This window comes from Myxococcales bacterium (assembly GCA_016720545.1).
GTDB lineage: Bacteria > Myxococcota_A > Polyangia > Polyangiales > Polyangiaceae > JAAFHV01.
Genome location: JADKKK010000012.1, coordinates 180,099 through 196,618, shown reverse-complemented (window position 1 = coordinate 196,618; position 16,520 = coordinate 180,099). Strand labels below are relative to the sequence as shown.

Annotated in this window: 13 protein-coding genes; 8 read left to right on the top strand and 5 right to left on the bottom strand. The window is 72.5% G+C overall.

Going from position 1 to position 16,520, the window contains the following annotated elements; genetic code table 11:
• Window positions 1–33 precede the first annotated feature (33 nt).
• The 5 genes from IPQ09_21445 to IPQ09_21425 all read left to right on the top strand — a co-directional run bounded on the left by IPQ09_21445 (window position 34) and on the right by IPQ09_21425 (window position 8,029).
• Window positions 34–1,665 carry a Ppx/GppA family phosphatase gene (locus IPQ09_21445; GenBank protein MBL0196739.1) on the top strand — a complete coding sequence of 544 codons (1,632 nt, stop codon included), beginning with the start codon at window positions 34–36 and terminating at the stop codon, window positions 1,663–1,665.
• A 68-nt stretch (window positions 1,666–1,733) separates the two neighbouring features.
• The gene (locus IPQ09_21440) at window positions 1,734–2,390 is read left to right on the top strand and encodes a hypothetical protein (GenBank protein ID MBL0196738.1); all 657 of its coding nucleotides are present in this window, start codon (window positions 1,734–1,736) and stop codon (window positions 2,388–2,390) included.
• Window positions 2,377–3,186, top strand: coding sequence for a DUF4159 domain-containing protein (locus tag IPQ09_21435; GenBank protein ID MBL0196737.1), 810 nt, complete (start codon window positions 2,377–2,379; stop codon window positions 3,184–3,186). The genes IPQ09_21440 and IPQ09_21435 overlap by 14 nt, the downstream gene beginning before the upstream one ends.
• Window positions 3,183–5,381 (top strand): hypothetical protein, encoded by a 2,199-nt coding sequence (locus tag IPQ09_21430; GenBank protein MBL0196736.1) that lies wholly within the window; start codon window positions 3,183–3,185, stop codon window positions 5,379–5,381. The genes IPQ09_21435 and IPQ09_21430 overlap by 4 nt, the downstream gene beginning before the upstream one ends.
• A 59-nt stretch (window positions 5,382–5,440) precedes the next feature.
• On the top strand, window positions 5,441–8,029 hold the full coding sequence (locus IPQ09_21425; protein ID MBL0196735.1) for a HEAT repeat domain-containing protein: 2,589 nt from the start codon (window positions 5,441–5,443) through the stop codon (window positions 8,027–8,029).
• A gap of 480 nt (window positions 8,030–8,509) precedes the next feature.
• On the opposite strand, the gene IPQ09_21420 is transcribed toward IPQ09_21425, so the two are convergent.
• The 4 genes from IPQ09_21420 to IPQ09_21405 all read right to left on the bottom strand — a co-directional run bounded on the left by IPQ09_21420 (window position 8,510) and on the right by IPQ09_21405 (window position 11,882).
• Entirely contained in the window at window positions 8,510–9,340 is an 831-nt protein-coding gene (locus tag IPQ09_21420; protein MBL0196734.1) for an FHA domain-containing protein, read from the bottom strand.
• Window positions 9,341–9,589: 249 nt separating this feature from the next.
• Entirely contained in the window at window positions 9,590–10,474 is an 885-nt protein-coding gene (locus IPQ09_21415; GenBank protein MBL0196733.1) for an FHA domain-containing protein, read from the bottom strand.
• 20 nt (window positions 10,475–10,494) lie between these two features.
• Window positions 10,495–10,755 carry a NifU family protein gene (locus IPQ09_21410; GenBank protein ID MBL0196732.1) on the bottom strand — a complete coding sequence of 87 codons (261 nt, stop codon included), beginning with the start codon at window positions 10,753–10,755 and terminating at the stop codon, window positions 10,495–10,497.
• A 56-nt stretch (window positions 10,756–10,811) separates the two neighbouring features.
• A complete protein-coding gene (locus tag IPQ09_21405; protein MBL0196731.1) occupies window positions 10,812–11,882 on the bottom strand; it encodes a hypothetical protein in 1,071 nt (356 codons plus the stop codon).
• A gap of 42 nt (window positions 11,883–11,924) precedes the next feature.
• Here IPQ09_21405 and IPQ09_21400 point away from each other — a divergent pair, with 42 nt between their 5' ends.
• On the top strand, window positions 11,925–12,605 hold the full coding sequence (locus tag IPQ09_21400; protein ID MBL0196730.1) for a hypothetical protein: 681 nt from the start codon (window positions 11,925–11,927) through the stop codon (window positions 12,603–12,605).
• 66 nt (window positions 12,606–12,671) lie between these two features.
• Entirely contained in the window at window positions 12,672–13,469 is a 798-nt protein-coding gene (gene map / locus IPQ09_21395; protein MBL0196729.1) for a type I methionyl aminopeptidase, read from the top strand.
• A 29-nt stretch (window positions 13,470–13,498) separates the two neighbouring features.
• Here the strand turns inward: map and recN are convergent, their stop codons facing one another.
• Window positions 13,499–15,199: a DNA repair protein RecN gene (gene recN / locus IPQ09_21390; GenBank protein MBL0196728.1), complete on the bottom strand. Its 1,701-nt coding sequence runs from the start codon at window positions 15,197–15,199 to the stop codon at window positions 13,499–13,501.
• Between the two features lie 130 nt (window positions 15,200–15,329).
• Between recN and IPQ09_21385 the strand changes: the two genes are divergently transcribed.
• Complete coding sequence (locus tag IPQ09_21385) at window positions 15,330–16,283, top strand: Fic family protein (protein ID MBL0196727.1); 954 nt, start codon at window positions 15,330–15,332, stop codon at window positions 16,281–16,283.
• Window positions 16,284–16,520 lie beyond the last annotated feature (237 nt).

Sequence of the window (16,520 nt, the reverse complement as noted above, 5' to 3'; positions counted from 1 at the left end):
AAGACGCGACCGCTTTGCTAAGCGCGTTCGGCGATGGCACGTTTCGCAGCGGTCGATCTAGGCTCGAACGCCCTGCGCCTTCGGGTGGTGGAGGCGCAGTCGGCGTCCGCCCCGACGAAGGGCGCGACGCTTCCCCGCGCGGGGGGGGGAGGAGGGGAGCTTGCGCCCGCCTTCCGCGAGCTGACGAGCCTGCGGGTGCCCGTCCGCCTCGGCGCGGAGGTGTTCGTGACGGGCCGGCTGACCGCCCAGTCGATAAGTCAGACGTGTGCTGCCCTCCGCGATTTCCGCCAGGCGATGAGCCAGGCCGGGGTCGACGCCTACCGCGCGACCGCGACCAGCGCGGTGCGTGAGGCCGAGAACGGCGCGACCCTCGTGGAGCGGGCGCGCCGCGAGGCGGGGGTCGAGCTCGAGATCATCGAGGGCATCGAGGAGGCGCGCCTCATTCAGCTCGCGGTGGTGCGACGGCTGGCGCTCGAGGCGCGACGCGCGCTGCTCGTCGACGTGGGCGGGGGTTCGACCGAGCTCACCGTGCTCGACGATGGTCAGTCGACCTTCTCCATGTCGCTCCCGCTCGGCACCGTGCGGATGCTCGAGACCTACTTGAAGGGCGCGGTCATCGTCGACGACGTGCGCAGCCGCCTCCTCGAAGAGGGCATCGACCGCGCGCTGGCGGAGGCCCTCCCCCAGCTCAAGAAGACCTCGTTCGATCTCGTGATCGGCACTGGCGGAAACGTCGAGACGCTCGCCGAGCTCTGCCCCGTGAAGGGCGGGCACCTGGGCTTCCCCAAGGCGATCGACGTGACGCTCGCGCGGCAGCTCCGGGGCAAGCTCTTCGGCATGCCGGCGGCCGAGCGCCAGCGGCTCTACGCGCTGCGGCCGGACCGCGCCGACACCATCGTGCCCGCCGTCAGCATCTTCCTGCGTGTCGCCGAGCTGTTCTACCAAGGCGCGATCGTGGCGCCCGGCGTCGGGCTGAAGGAAGGGATCCTCATCGAGCTCGTCGACCGCCATTTCGACGCGTGGGACGAGGAGGCGGAGGCCTCGCGCCTGCTCGCCGGCTGCACGCGGCTCGGGCAGCGCTACCACTTCGACGAGGGCCACGCGCACGCCGTCGACCGCCTCGCCTCGCAGCTGTTCGACGACCTGTGGGACCTCCACGGCCTCCGCGCGCGAGACCGGGTGCTCCTGCGAGCCGCGGCGATCCTCCACGACATCGGCGACTACGTCCGCTACGACGGGCACCACAAGCACAGCTACTACCTGATCCAACAATCCGACATCATGGGACTTTCCCCCATCGAGCGCGCGATCGTGGCGAACGTGGCGCGCTACCATCGCAAGAGCCTGCCCGATCCGGCTCATCCGAATTTCCGCGACCTCGACAAGGACGCCCGCGCCAAGGTCCGAGGCCTCGCGGCCATCCTGCGGGTCGCGGACGCGCTCGACCGCGAGCACCTCGGCCGGGTCGAGGGCGTGCGCGGCGAGGTCGACGAGCCGCGGCGGCGCCTGGTGCTCCACCTGCGCGGCGAGGCGGACCGTTCGCTGGAGGAGTGGACCGTGCGCCAGAAGGGCGATCTGCTCCGAGAGGAGTTTGGCCTCGACGTGGTGCTGTCTCCCGCGCGCTCCGAGCTCCCCGAGCGCGGCGAGCCGCCGCGCGCCAAGTGACCCACGGAGGGGCAAGAGACAAAAGGGCTCCTCGCTCCACGGGTTTTGCTAGCCTCGGCCTGCCCATGATGCGCTCGCGGCCGTGCCCGTTGACCTCGCTCGCCTCGCTCGCCTCGCTCGCCACGCTTGCAGTCGCGTGCTCGATCGTCGCGGGGTGCGCCGACGCCGTGCCCGACCCGAAGGGCGCGGTGGACGAGTACCGTCGCGCGGCCGAGCGTGGCGACGGCGACGCGCTCTACGCCATGCTCACGGAGGGCGGTCAACGCGAGCGGAGCCGCGAGGACATCAAGCGCACCGTCGCCGAGCAGCGGGGCGAGCTCGCTGAGCGGGGGAAGCTGCTCGCGGCCACCGACACGCGGGTGGAGGCCGTGGCGCGGCTCCGGTTCGACGACGGGGAGGAGGCCACGCTCGACCTGCGTCAAGGCCGCTTCCAGGTCACGGCGTCGAGCGCGCTCCCCGGCGGCGCACGCACGCCAGAGCAGGCGCTGGTCGGGCTCCGCCACGTGCTCGCGCGCCGCAGCTACGCCGGGCTGATGCGGGTGCTCTCGCCGAGCACGCGCGCGGCGGTGGAGAACGACCTGCGCTCGCTGGTCGTCGGGCTCGAGCGCCCGGAGGCCCTCGACGTGCGCGCAAAGGGCGACGTCGCGACGGTGCTCGTCCCGGGCGGCCACCACGTGCGCCTCCGGCGAGAGGCGGGTATTTGGCGCGTCGATGACTTCGACTGACGGCCGCGCGCGACGCACCACGAGGCTCGTCGCGCTGTGCGTCGCGAGCGCGGGCGCGCTCGTGTGCGCGCTCCCTCGACCGGCGCAGGGCTTCGGCGATCGTGGGGCGTTCGACCCTCGCACCCTCGTCGCCGGAGGCGTCACCCGGGCCCCTCGCCCGACCGCCGCGGCGCGGTGGTCGTGGGAGCTCATCCGGCGCACGAGCGCGCCTGCGCGCTTGCAGCCAACGAGCGTCCGCGCGGACGGCAGTGAGCTGCCCAACGCGCCGTTCGCCGTGTGGAGCGGCGACGTCGCGGCCGACCCCCTGACGGCGGCCGAGCTGTCGGGCCTCCGACGCTACTTCGCGCTGGGCGGCGTGCTCCTCGTGGACGACGCGGGCGTCAACGACGCCGGAGAGCCCGGTCCCTTCGGGCGCACGGCCCGCCGCGAGCTCTCGCGCGTCCTCCCGGACTCCGCGCGGATTTCACTCGGCCCGGAGCACGTGCTCTTCCGCTCGTACTACCTGCTCCGGCGCGCCGAAGGCCGCGTCCTCGGCCCGAAGAACGTCGAGGCGATCGTGCGCGGCGGGCAAGCTCAAGTGATCTTCCTGTCGCACGACCTCGGCGGCGCGCTCGCGCGCGGCGTGACGGGAGCGTGGGAGCACCCCGTGGTGCCCAACGGCGACGGTCAGCGCGAGCACGCCGTGCGCCTCGCGGTGAACATCGCGATGTACGTCCTGTGCTCGAACTACAAGGACGATCAGGTGCATGCGCCGTTCCTGATGCGGCGGCGCGCGCTCGTCGGCGGGCCGCCTTGACCCAGACGGTCACGCGCCTCGCCGTCGCGCAGGATCTCCCGACCTGGGCGCCCTACGTGGCCATCGCGCTGGGCGTGGCGTCGGTGGCGCTGCTCGCTCTAGAGGTGGCGCGCGGAGAGCGCGGACGCCGGCTGCTGGTCGCGGCGACGGGCTCGCTAGCCGCGGCGGCGCTGGTGCTCGCGGTGGTGCGCCCCGTGCGGGTGGCCGCGAACGAGAGCGCCGTCGGGCCTCGGGTCGTGGTGCTCGCCGACACATCGCGCTCGCTCGCGCTCACCGACGACGGGGCCTCCCGCGCGGTCGCGAGGGACCGCGCCATCGACGCCGTGCGGCGAGCCGCGCCCGGCGCCCGACTCACCGTGCAGGGGTTCGGCGAGGGCCCGCCGGCGACGCTCGCGCCGGGAGTTGCTTCCGCGAACCGCTCCGACCTGCGCGCGGCGCTGTCCGCGCTCGCCGAGTCCGCGGACGAACGCCCCGCCGCGGTCGTGGTCGTCTCGGACGGGCGCCTCGACGACCCCCCGGAAGACGCCTCCATCGAGGCGCTGCGCGCGCTGCTCCCCGACGCCCGGATCCACACGGTAGCGACGACCGCCCGCGTCCCGCGCGACGCGAGCGTCCGGCGCGTGTCCGCCGCTGGCGCGGTGGCGCACGTACCGCTCCCTCTTACGGTCGAGGTCGGGTGCGCCGGCGGGCTCGCGTGCTCGGAGCTCACGGTGGTCGCGCGCGAGCTCCGGGACGACGGTCCCCCCGCGCTGCTCGCGTCGGGAGTCGCGAAGGTGCGCGACGGGAAGGCCCGGCTCGACCTCACCGTCACCTTCGATCGCGCGGGCCCCCGCGTGCTCGAGCTCTCGATCGCGGCGCCCGACGGCGACGAAATCCCCGAGAACGACAGGCGGTTTCTCACCTTCAACGTCGCGCGAGAGCGCATCCGCGTCCTCCACGTCGCGGGGCGGCCCACGAACGACGTGCGCGCGCTCCGCCAGTGGCTGAAGAGCGACGCCTCGGTCGATCTCGTCGCCTTCTTCATCCTCAGAACCCCCACCGACGACACCAACGCGCGGAACGACGAGCTCGCCCTCATCCCCTTCCCCGTCGACGAGCTCTTCAGTGAGCACCTCCCCTCGTTCGACGCCGTCGTCCTGCAAGACTTCGACGCGGAGCCGTCCGGGTCGTACAACATGGCGCGCCACCTGCCGGCGCTGGCCAAGTACGTGCGCGCGGGCGGGGGCGTGGTCATGGTCGGCGGCCCCAACTCGTTCGTCGCGGGCGGCTACGCCGACACACCGCTCGCCGAGGTCCTGCCCGTCTTGCTCGACGGCGCCTCCGGGGCGACCTCGGCCGACACGACGCGCCTCGTTCCCCGATACACGGAGACGGGCCGCGACGCGCCTCTGCTCGCTCCGCTGCGGAAGCTCCTGGGCGACGAGCTGCCCGAGATGCCCGGGGCCAACGTGCTGGGCGACGTGCGGCCCGGCTCGGTGACGCTCCTCGAGCACCCCACCCGCACCACGCGGTCGGGCGCGAAGATGCCGCTCTTGGCCGTGGGCGAGCAGGGCGACGGGCGCACCGTGGCGCTAGGGCTCGACGGGGCGTGGCTGCTCCAGTTCTCCGAGCTAGGCGCTCGCACCGCGGGGCGGGGCTACGGCGCGCTTTGGGACGGCCTGCTCGGCTGGCTCATGCGGGATCCGCGCTTCGAGCCGGCGCACTTCCAGCTCGCCGCGGCGTGCGTCGCGGGGGTGCCCGCGGTCCTCCGCGTGCACGCCCCGCCGGGGGCGAAGGGGGCGCTGGTGGTCGACGTCACGAAGCTGGGCGCGAACGAGCCTCCGGTCCGCGTGGCGCTCCCCAACGGGGCGTCCGCGCGCGAGCTCACGCTGCCACGCCTGGGGAGCGGCGGGTACACGGCGCGCGCTCGTGTGGGCAATTCTCCTACCACTCGCCTCGATTTCGCTTGCGAGGCGGGCGGAGAAGAGTGGGCGGACTCTCGCCCCGATCCGGAGCGCCTCCGGCGTCTCGCTGAGGCGACCGGCGGCACGTTCTTCGGCGCGGGGGAAGTGAAGTCCTTGCCGCTGCCACCACCCACCGTCGTCGCCACCGAGCGGCATGTGACGCCGGTCGCGCCGCCGTGGGCGTGGACGCTCCTCGCGGCCGCGACCCTGGGGATCAGCTGGATCACGCGCCGGCGCAGCGGTCTGCGCTGAGGATCGACTTGCGTGTCGAATTGCGCGGGTCGCGCGGAACGCCTGCTACCATCCCTGCGGTGAAGTCTCGCCTCGCGCTGCGCCGCCTCGCGCTCGTGTTCGCGCTCGCCGTCGCCGCGACGTCTGCGCCGCTCACCGCCCGCGCGCTCGTGTGGCCCGACGTCCCCGAGCGGGTCGAGCGGGACCTCGCCTCCACCGACATCGATACGCGGCGCCTCGCGGCGCGCGAGCTGCTCTCGCTAGGCAAGGGGCGCGCCGAGCCGCTGATTCTTAGGGCGCTCGAGGACACCGATCTCGAGGTGCGTCTGCTCGCGGCCCGCGCCGCGATCGCGAGGCGCCTCCCAGAAGCGACGGAGCTCCTCCTCGCTTGGCTGGGCGAGCGGGATCCAAGAGCGCGGCTGGCGGCCTGCGAGATCGCGAAGGTGGCGCCGAGCCCGCGAGCGGTGCCGCAGCTCGCGCGCGCCCTCGGCGACGCGGACGCGCAGGTGCGCGGCGCGGCAGCCGACGCGCTCGGCGCGCAGGGGAGCCCCGACGCCGTCGCCCCGCTGCTCGGGAAGCTCGACGATCCGAGCCCGCCTGCACGTGTGCAGATTGCACACGCGTTGGCCCGGCTCGGTGACCGGCGCGCGGTGGTGCCCCTCGTCGGGAAGGTCCAAGACTCGGTGCCCGAGGTGCGGCAGGCGGTCGCGCGCGGGCTCGGCTTGCTCGGTGATCCGCGGGCCGTGCAAGCGCTCGTCATCGCCCTTCGCGACGTGAACGACGGCGTCCGCATCGAGGCGCTCGGGGCGCTCGGAGCGCTCCGCGCAGACGCCGCGGTCAACGCGATAGCGTCGCTCCTCCCGAGCCGCACCACGGCCCTGCGAACCGCCGCCTTCGAGGCGCTCGGACGCATCGGGAGCCCCACGGCGATCGCCGCGCTCGTCGCGCAGCTTGGAGTGGGCGACGACGCCGCGATCACGCTCGAGCGCACGGCGGTCCGCGACGCGCTCGTCGTGGCGGCGGCCGGCGGTGCGTCGACGACCGAGGCTGTCCTGCTCCCGCTGCTGGAGCGGGCGTCCGGCCCGGCCGTCGCCACGAGCGCCGCGGTCGTGCTCGGGGAGCTCCGCGCCAAGACCTCGGAGCGTGCGCTGCACGCGGCCCTCCGCCGCGGGACCGTACCGCTCGCGTCGGCGCTGCGCGCCCTCGCGGGCTGCGGGACCAGCGCCTCGATCCCCGTGGTGCTCGAGTTCATCGACGACGAGAACCCGCTCGCGCGAGGGGAGGCGATCGCGACGGCGGCGCTCCTGCTCGACCCCGACCGACCGGACGGGCGCGCGGTGGAGCCGCTCGCCGCGGCGCTGCGTGGAGGCCGACTGCAGCCCGCGGAGCGCGTCGCGGTCGTCCAGTTGCTCGGACGAACCGGCGCGCCGAGGGCGGCCCCCGTGCTCCTGCCCATGGTCGACGGCAAGGACACGCCCTTACGCGTGGCCGCGCTCGACGCCCTCGCGTCGGTCGGTCCCGCGGCGGCGACGGCCAGGCTGCCCGGCGGAAAGACGGCCGAGGTCGCGCTGGTCGAGGCGCTCGACGACCGCTCGCCGGAGGTCCGCGCGCACGCCGGGCTCGCGATGGCGCGCGTGGGCGGCGACCCAGGCCGCGAGCTGCTGCTGGCGCGCCTCGAAGGTAGCGCCGAGACCGATCGTTTCGCGGTCTTCCATGCGCTCGCGGGCATCCTCGAGCGTGCCCCTTCGGAGCCCGCGGTCGCGAGGCTTGAGCGCGCGCTCGAGCTCGCGGCGGGCCCGGAGCGCGACGCCCTGCTCGACGTGCTCGCGCGCGCGCCGGTAGCCTCGGCGACCGCCGTGGTGATCGCCCAAACGCGGCCGGGCCGACCACCCGACGATCGCCGCGCCGCGGTCGCCGCGCTGGCGCTGCGGGCGCGCACGTCCCCCTCGGCGCGCGCCGCCGTCATCGCCGGGCTCGCGGATCCGTCGCAGGACGTCCGCGCCGAGGCGGCGTGGGCGGTCGGCTCGCTCGGTGACGGGGCGCACCTCGCGGCGCTGGGCGCGCTCGCAGCGTCACCCCACTCCGACGCGGCCACGAACGCGACCGCGGCGCTCGGTCGCATCGCCGCCAGCGACAAGGGCAGCGCGGCGAGGGCGGCCCCTCTCTTGTGCGCGCGCCTCGACGACGCGCGGGCGTACGTACGCGCCAACGCGCTCACGGGGCTCGCGCTCGCCGGCCTCACCTGCCGAGACGCAGCCCGTGCCCGCAAGCTCCTCGCCACCGACCCCGACGAGGACGCGCGCGAGGCCGCCGCGCGGACGCTCGCGGGCGCACGCGGCGCCGACGAGCGCGCGGCGCTCGAGCGTTGCGCCTCCGAGGAGCGCAGCGGCGCGGTCGCGGCGCGGTGCAGAGAGTCGCTCGGCGCGAGCCCCCCGGCGGACGCTGCCCGCCCCACCGCGAGCGGCGGGAAGCCCGCCGCGGTCACCGTCTACGTGGGTCAGACCGGCAGCACGACGCCGCGCCCGCTCGCCGCGTTCGTGCTGAAGTACTCCGCGGGCTGGCTCCGGGCGGGCCTCGCAGACCGACGTGGCGCGCTGCTCGACCCCGCGACCACGCCGGGCTGGCTGGAGCTGCGAAGGCCCTCCACCTCGTCCACGTGGGCGCGGTAGCGCATGCGCCGCCGCCGCCGGAGGCACCTGGCGCGCCCGAGCCCATGGAGGGCATCCTCGAGCGCGCAGGGGAAGACCGCTTCTCGCGGGTGCGCCCACCATTCCCTTCGTCCAAGTGGGTGCAGGCGGTCGGGCCGCGGATCGCCGACCGCACGAGGCCCCTCCGGCTCGAGGGCGGCGAGCTGCTGGTGCTGGTCGCCACGAGCGTTTGGTCAAGTGAATTGACCATGCTGGCCGCCGATGTCGTGGCGCGCCTGAGCGCGCTGGGCGTGGGCGTCGCGCGGCTCCGCTTCCGCGTGGGCGCGGTCGAGCTCGAGCGCCCACCCGAGCGGCGAGCGCGGCGCAAGGTGCCCGCGGCCGTCGCGCTTCCCGCGGCGCTCGAGCGCGTCGTCCGATCGCTCGAAGACGACGAGCTCATGGGCGCGATCCGCCGGGCCGCCGAGGCCAACCTGGCGTGGCAGACAGGGCGAGAGACGGGGCCTAGCCGCGAATCGAGCGCGCCCGTCGCTCCAAGCCTTCCAGCCTTTGAAGGAGGAAACGATCGGCCGGCCCGAGCGACGACGAGCGATCCTGAATCTGGGCCACGTAGTCGCGCAGGCGGCCGAGGTCGACCGCCGTGACCTTTCCCATCGCGTTGTAGAGCTCGTCGATGACCGCGGCGGGGGGCGGCCGGTTCTGCGCGGCGTAGAGCTCCACCACGTAGTCGGCCCATCCGCCCTTGCCGGTCGACGTCGCCAACCGCGCCGAGAACTTCGCGGCCTGATCCACGAGCGAGACGGGCAGCGGACGGCCCGCGCGGCACGACTCGATGACGTCGGCCAGCACCGAGGCCAGCAGGCGCTCGGCCTCCCCCGCCCTCCCGAGGGCGAGCGCCTTCTCGGCGACGCTGCCGAGCAGCTTGAACTGGTCGACCCGGCGCACCATGCTCGGCTCGGCGTCGTCGTAACGCGGCGGCATCTGAATGCCGGAGCTCGGCGTCATGCGCGACACTGTGTTCTTCGCCGCCGGCGAGCGCGCCGAGGGCCCCCCATCCCGGGTCGCGAGCAGCGTGAGCTCCTGCGAGCCGATGAGGACCCGATCGCCGACCTGCAGCTCCACCGTGCCCTCGACGCGAGCACCGTTCACGATCACGCCATTGCGGCTGCCGAGGTCTTCGACCTTCACCACCGCGTCCGCCACGTGAAAGACCGCATGCCGACGGGACACCAGCGGATCGTCGAGCGACAGCTGGCAGGTGCCGCTTCGCCCGACCGCGAACTGCCCCTCGGTCAGCTCGACGTCATGCTGGAGGTACCGCAGTCGGAACTTCACCCGGCCCTCCGTCGACTCGACGCGCGGCGTGCCCGTCCCAAGCGGGGCCCGGCACCTCGCATAGAGAGGCTCGGGTCGCGCTGCGCACGGGGGGGCCAGCGCGGATCATCAGCGGGGCGGCGCTCGAGCATTCGGGTTCCGACGCCCACGTTTACCCCCGATGCGCCAGACGCGGCAAGAGACCGTCCATCCGCGCCGCGAACGCGCCGCGGGACGCGAGGCGCGATCCCGGTGGGAGCGCGACGGGGCTCAGGGGAGCTTCGAGACGGCCGTCTGGGCGAAGGGATCCTCCTCCCGGCCCTGGGTGAGGAGCTCGAGCCGCGTGAGCACCGAGGTCTCGTCGAGCGAGAGCTCCTCGGCGCGGGCCCTATGGTGCTCGACCAGCGCCGCGATCGGCGCCTCGAGCTCGGGGAAGCGCCCGTGAAGCTGCTGGAACCAGCCGAGCACCTCGGAGGTCGGCACGAACGAGAGGCTCTCGCACACTGACGCCGCCCACACCGCCCACGCGCCGTCGCGCGACAGGAAGCTCGTCCGAAGCGCCGCCACGAGCAGCAGCGAGATCTGCCCGCGGCTCACCCGCTCTCCGCGGTTCAGGGCCTCTTCGAGCTGCTCGCGCGCCCGGCCTAGGATACGGGCGGCGTCGTCCAGGCGCCCCATCGAGAGCGCCCGCTCGAGCACCTGGAGCTGAAGCTCGAACGTCCACGCCGACTCGCTCTGGGCGACGTCGGTCTGTGTGTCGAGCTCTTCCGGCACGGCCCCACAGGTGGGGCATGCCCCGGCCTCGCGGGAATACGGCATGTGGCACGAGTGGCAATGCTGCAGGAAGCCCGTGGTCTTCGAGGGCTCGGGCGCCCGCCCGGGGTCGGCGGTGAAGAGCAGGTCCTGCGTGCCGATGCGTACGCGATCGCCGTGGTGGAGCTCATGGGAGCCCTTGATCGGCGTGCCGTTCACCTTGACGCCGTTGCGGCTCCCAAGGTCGAAGATGAACACCGAATCGTCGACCTCGATGCGCGCGTGCTGCCGAGAGACGAGCGCGTCCTCGATCGTCACGTGGCAGTCGTAGCTGCGCCCAATGAGCGTCGTCCCGCGTGGGAGGTCGAACTCCTGAAGCTGCAGTCGCAGTCGGTAGCGCACCAAACCTCCAGACACGTGAGTCAGGCGTCGATGGGCCGCGCGCCCGCCGGGGCCGAGAAGCCCGTGGTCACCTTCACGGACGCCTTCGGGGCGACCTTCGCCACGACGGGCTCGATGAGCCGCTCGCGGGTCATCTGCGCGCCAGGGCACCCGGCGCACGTCCCCGTGAGGTGGACGTGGACGAGCTCCGCGGACGCGCTGACGAGGTACACGCGGCCCCCGTCCGCGTGGACCAAGGGCACGACCAGATCGCGACAGGAGGCCACGAGTTTCTCTTCCACGTCATCCACGGTACCAGATTGGCGACACCGTTCCGGAATTTACGACTCCGCCGCGCCTACTTCTTCTTGGGCGCGGTCTTCGGCGGAGCCTTCTTCGGATCCTTCGGATCCTTGGAGGGATCTTTCTCGGGTGCGGCGTTTGGGTCCACGCGGTTGCCGCCGGTCACGGCCGCGATCGTGGGGTCGATCGCCATGGGGTTGGCCTCCTTCACGCCGCGGAGGCTGCCCAGGTTGCCGAGGGTGGTCAGCTCTTCGAGGGCGACGCCCGTGAGCCCCTCGCCCGCGCGATCGACGAGGCGCATGTGCGACACGTTGTCGCGCCAGTCGACGTGGGTCTGTGTGCGCCCCTTGTCGGGCTCCGGCGCGAGGATGCGACCGCGCACGCCGAGCTTGCCGTTCATCATGTTGACCGCGTCTGCGAAGGTCTTGCCCATCGTGCCGGTCGCGAACGGCACGGCGTCGTAGATCTTCCACAAGCGGTTATTGATGAAGAAGAAATACCGTGTCTTTCCGTCGCGCTGGAGCTGCAGCAGCGCCTCCTGGTTGCGGTACGTGTACTCGGGCCGGAGCCCGGACGCGTCGTAGCCCGTGGGCGTGATGCCGAACTCGACCCAGGTGCGCTCGAACGCGCGCATCGAGCTGTCGCGCTCCTGCTCCAGCGCCTTCATTTGCGGGCCGACCGAGGCCGTCGCGAGCCGCTTGTCGAAGTCCTTCCACAGGATGCCGCCGACCGAAGTGTGGGCCTTGACGACCTCCTCCTTCGACATGCCCCAGTGCAGCCCGCCGTCGAGCAGCGCCGCGACGCCAGGGGCCGCCGGGGCCTCGCCTGCCGCCCCCGCGATGGGACCGCTGGTGCCGCCGCCGCCGCCCGAGCGGCCGGCCATCGCCGGGCCAGGCACGTCGATGGAGCCCGGAGCCGACGGGGTGGCCGCGGCGCTACCGGAGGCGGCCGGGTCCGGCGTCGCGGCCGGATCGCCGTCGGCCGAAGCCGCGGGCTTAGGCGGCGTGCACGCCGGGAGCGCGACGGCGATCGCCAGCGCCCAGATGGAGGCGCGGGACCGGCTCATGGCGCCCTGGACCGCGCCCTCGATTCGCCGTGACGTGCCCTGATGCTTGGAAACATTCATCGCGACCACTCTCCTCGGACGGAATCGTACCATTCGCGTCCGATGGCTGGAAGCGCCTCCGTGACCGCCCGTCACCCCAATGAGCTAAAATATTTCGGCAGCGCCGGCGTCGCGTCCTGTACGCTGCTCCGCGTGATGGCCCCGAGGATCTTCTCCCGCGCCGCGGCGGCGCGCACCTTGGCGGCGCTCGCGCTCGTCAGCCTCGGCGTCGCGGGCTGCGCCGGCACGCCGCCACCGCGACCGCTGGCGAGCTACACCGCCCATTTCGCGACGCTCTTCGACGACGGGATCGACGGCGCCGCCGTGGGTTTCGCTGGCGAGAGCAAGTCGTATCGGCCGAGGGCCGATACGCTGTTTCGGGCCCGGGTCGACGCCGCCGACGGCGTCGTGCGGCTCAAGGTCGTGACGGTCGGCGCGAAGGAAGACGCGGGAGGCACCAGCTACATCCTCACTTGCCGCGTCGAGCAGAAGCTCGGCGGCGCGCACGCGCCTTCGGGCGCCATCGACCTCCGGGTGCCGGGCAGCGCCCCCTCCTCCGGGATCCTGCGGAGCCTCAGCGAGAGCCTGGTCGGCATGCACTTCGTGGCGTTCCTGCGCGAGTTCATCCGGCCCGACGGCGTGAAGGAGACGCACTTCCACTTTGCGCCCGACACCCCCGCCGTGGTGGACGCCGCGACCAACCCGACCGGGCTCGTCGACTGGGCGACACCCATCAAGAAGTAGCCTACGGCTGAGCTTCGTCCACGCGCGCAGCCCTCGCGTTCCGAAGCGCCCGTGGTAGAAGGCCGCGTGGCTATCGAACTAAAAAACGCTCGCGAGATCGAGCAGCTCCGCGTGGCGTGCCAGATGGCCGCCGAGACCCTCATGCTCGTCGGTGAGCAACTGCGCGTCGGCATGACCACGGCCGACATCGACGCCATCGTTCACGAGGACACCCTCAAGCGGGGCGCCTACCCGGCACCGCTCAAGTACCGTGGCTTCCCGAAGAGCGTGTGTACCTCGGTGAACGACGTGGTGTGTCACGGCATCCCAGGGACCGAAGTGCTGCGCGACGGCGACATCGTGAACGTCGACGTCACCACGCTCTACAAGGGCTTCTACGGCGACACGTCGGCGACGTTCTATCTCGGCACGCCCAGCGCAGAAGCTCGGCTCGTCACCGAGGTCGCCCGCAAGAGCCTCGAGCTCGCGATCGCCGAAGTGCATGAGGGCGCGCGCCTGGGCGACATCGGGGCCGCGATCCAGGAGTACGCGGAGGCGCAGGGCTGCAGCGTCGTGCGCGACTTCGTCGGCCACGGCATTGGGCGGAAGTTTCACGAGGATCCGCAGGTGAAGCACTACGGCAAGCGCGGCACCGGCGAGCGCCTCAAGGTGGGCATGACGTTCACGATCGAGCCGATGGTGAACCTCGGCCGGTGGGAGGTGAAGGTCGACCCGCGCGACAAGTGGACCGCCCGCACGGTCGACGGGAAGCTCTCCGCGCAGTTCGAGCACACGCTGGCCGTCACGAAGGACGGCGTCGACGTGCTCACGAAGCGGCCGAAGCCTCTCCGCATGTCGGAGAACGTCTCCCTCGTGTTCGCCTGACCCGCGCGGACGCGCTCGCGCGCCGGCGCTCAGCCGTCCTTCGCGGCCAGCAGCTCGCGGGCCGCCTTGCGCGCGGCGTCCCCCACCTTGACCCCGCCGATCATCCTCGCGAGCTCCGCGACGCGCTCGCTCTCGGAGAGCCGGCGTACGCGGCTGACCGTACGCTCGCCCTCCTCGCTCTTGTCGACGACGAAGTGAGTGTCGGCGAGCGCGGCGATCTGCGGGAGGTGAGTGATGCACAGCACCTGGCGGTGCCGTGAGACCTCCGCGATGCTTCGCCCGATCACCTCGGCCACCGCGCCGCTCACGCCGGCGTCGACCTCGTCGAACACGTAGAGCCCCGCGGGCCCTTTCTCCGCGAGCACCCGCTTCAGCGCGAGCAGCGCGCGAGACAGCTCGCCGCCGCTCGCGATGCGCCGCAGCGGCTTCGGGTCCTCGCCCTTGTTCGGGGCGATGAGGAACTCGACGCGATCGACCCCGTTCTCCGTGAGGCGCGCGCCGTCGACCACGAGCGCGTCGCTCTGGCCCGGGTGGATGGGCGCGACGTCGACCGACACGCGCGCGCGGCCCATCCCGAGCTGCCCGAGCTCGCGGCCCACCGCGTCGGCGAGCTTCTCGGCCGCCGCCCGGCGCTTCTTGGAGAGAGCGCGCGCGGCGGCGCCGATCGCGGCCAGCCGAGCGTCGCGATCCGCCTCGAGCGCGACGACGCGCTCCTGCCCCGAGGCCATCGCCTCGAGCTCGCGGCCGAGCTCCTGTCGGTAGGCGAGCAGCTCCTGCGTGCTGGGGCCGTGCTTGCGCAGCAGCTTCTGCAGGCGAAAATAGCGCTCGTCGAGCTCCGCGAGGCGCTCGGGGTTCTCCTCGACCGACTCGGCGTAGCGAGAGACCTGGCGGGCCGCGTCGGAGAGCTCCGCGAGCGCCGCGTCCACTGCCCGCGCCACCGGCGCCAGGCTCGGGTCGAGCGACGCCGCTTGCTCGAGATCGGACACGATGCGCCCGAGCCGATCACAAATCGCTTCGTCGCCGTCGTAGAGCCGCTCCGCGGCGCCGCGGGTCGCGACGACGAGCCGCTCGGCGTGGCGCAGCCGGGCCCGCTCGGACTCGAGCGCGTGCTCCTCGCCGACGCTCGGATCGAGCTCGTCGATCTCTCGAGCTTGGAACGCGAGGAAATCTTCGCGTTCGCCCCGGCTCCGCTCGGTCGCGCGGGTCGACTCGAGCGTCCGCACGACGTCGGCGAGCTTCGCATAGTCGACGCGGAGCTCGGAGCGTGCGTCGTCGAGCCGCCCGAACGCGTCGAGGTACTCGAGGTGGCTCGCCGGGTCGGTGAGGCTGACGCTCTCGTGCTGGGAGGCGATGTCGCAGAGATCCTTCGCGAGCTCCGCGAGCTGCGCAGCGGTGGAGAGGCGACCGTTCAGGAACGCCCGGCTCCTCCCTTCGGCCTGCACCACGCGCCGCACGACGAGCTCGCCGTCACAGGGAATGCCCGCCTGGGCGAGCCGCTCGAGCGCGCGGGAACCGGGCTGCAGCTCGAAGCGCGCCTCGACCTCCGTCTCTTTCTCTCCCGTGCGCACCACGTCCGCGCTCGCGCGACCCCCAAGCACGAGGCCGAGCGCGTCGACGAGCATCGACTTGCCGGCGCCGGTCTCGCCCGTGAGCACGTTGAAGCCCTCCGCGAACTCGACGGAGAGCCGATCGATGAGCACGAGGTTCTGGATCGACAGCTCGAGAAGCATGGGGGTCGGTACCGCGCCTCGGAGGGGTTGTCGACGGGATTGCGCGCACACTCACACACACACCCACACGCAGACGCGGGCGCCCTGAGCCCATGGTCCGGCCAGGGCTGACCACGGGTGCTCGCAAACCATGGATAAGACTTGGATTTCAGGCGTCATTCTTGACGTTTTAGGTCACAGTTCGTTAGGGTTCGCGCGCCCAGACCCACGAGAGTTGGGCGCACGCGCGGAGCACCGGGCGGGGCGTGACGATCGGAGCACCATGGCCGCCAAGACCGCCAAGACCCCGCCCAAGAAGCGTGGACACATCGCGCCTCCCGAGGCGCCGAAGCCCCTTACCATCGAGGAGCGGGCCCAGAGGCTCGACCAGCGCTTGCAGGCCGCCGATCCCGAGTTTCAGCGCCAGTACCTGGAGGCGCTCGACATGTCGTGGATTTACCACGACAGCGCGCTCGAGGGGACCGTCTACACCCAAGAAGAGCTGCGAATGGCGCTCGACCCTTCGGCGGTGCTCGTGGCGGAGTCGAGCCTTCAGCCCATCTGCGAAGAGATCCGGCGCCACCGGGAGGCGCTCGAGTATGTGCGGGACTTCGCGCTGCGCAAGCGGCTCCCGGTCACGCTCGACGTCGTGAAGAAGATCTACCTGATCTTCCACCCCGAAGAGGGCGACATCAAGACGGTCCGATACCGCAAGGACGTCCCGCAGCACCGCCTCTACTTCCACGAGTACGCGCCGCCGGAGAAGATCCCCGCGAAGGTGCGGCAGGTCGTCGACTGGCTGAACGACCCCGAGACGCGCAAAGCTCGGGGGCCGCTGCGCATCGCCGCGCGCGCGCACTACGACCTGCTGCGGGTGTTCCCCTTCGCCACCGACAGCGGGAAGGTCGCGCGGTTGCTGCTGAATCTGCTGCTGCTGCGCGCGGGGTACCCGCCGTCGATCGTTCACTCGACCGAGCGGCAGCGGTACTACGAGGCGCTGAAGGGCTCGAGCACCGCGATGAGTCAGATCGTCCTCGAAGCGGTGGAGAACAACCTCGCGTCAGTGGAGAAGCTCCTCGACAGCTACGAGGCGCGGCGACGGTAGCAAGAGCGCCGAACCGACTCATCCGCTCGGCTTTTCGCGAATTCGCGTCGCCGTGCTTCGTCGCTCTTCCTCGGCTGGGAGCGGTAGGGCTCGGGGGGTCTCGCCTCGGTGATCGTGTTCGTTGGCGGGCGCTGAGCCCTCGCGGACCGAGCCCAGCGCTCCGCCGCTGCGCGCTTGCGCCAAGAAGTGGAAGCCGGGGCCTCTCTCTTGCTAGGGTGCGCGCGACCCGGCCGGCGC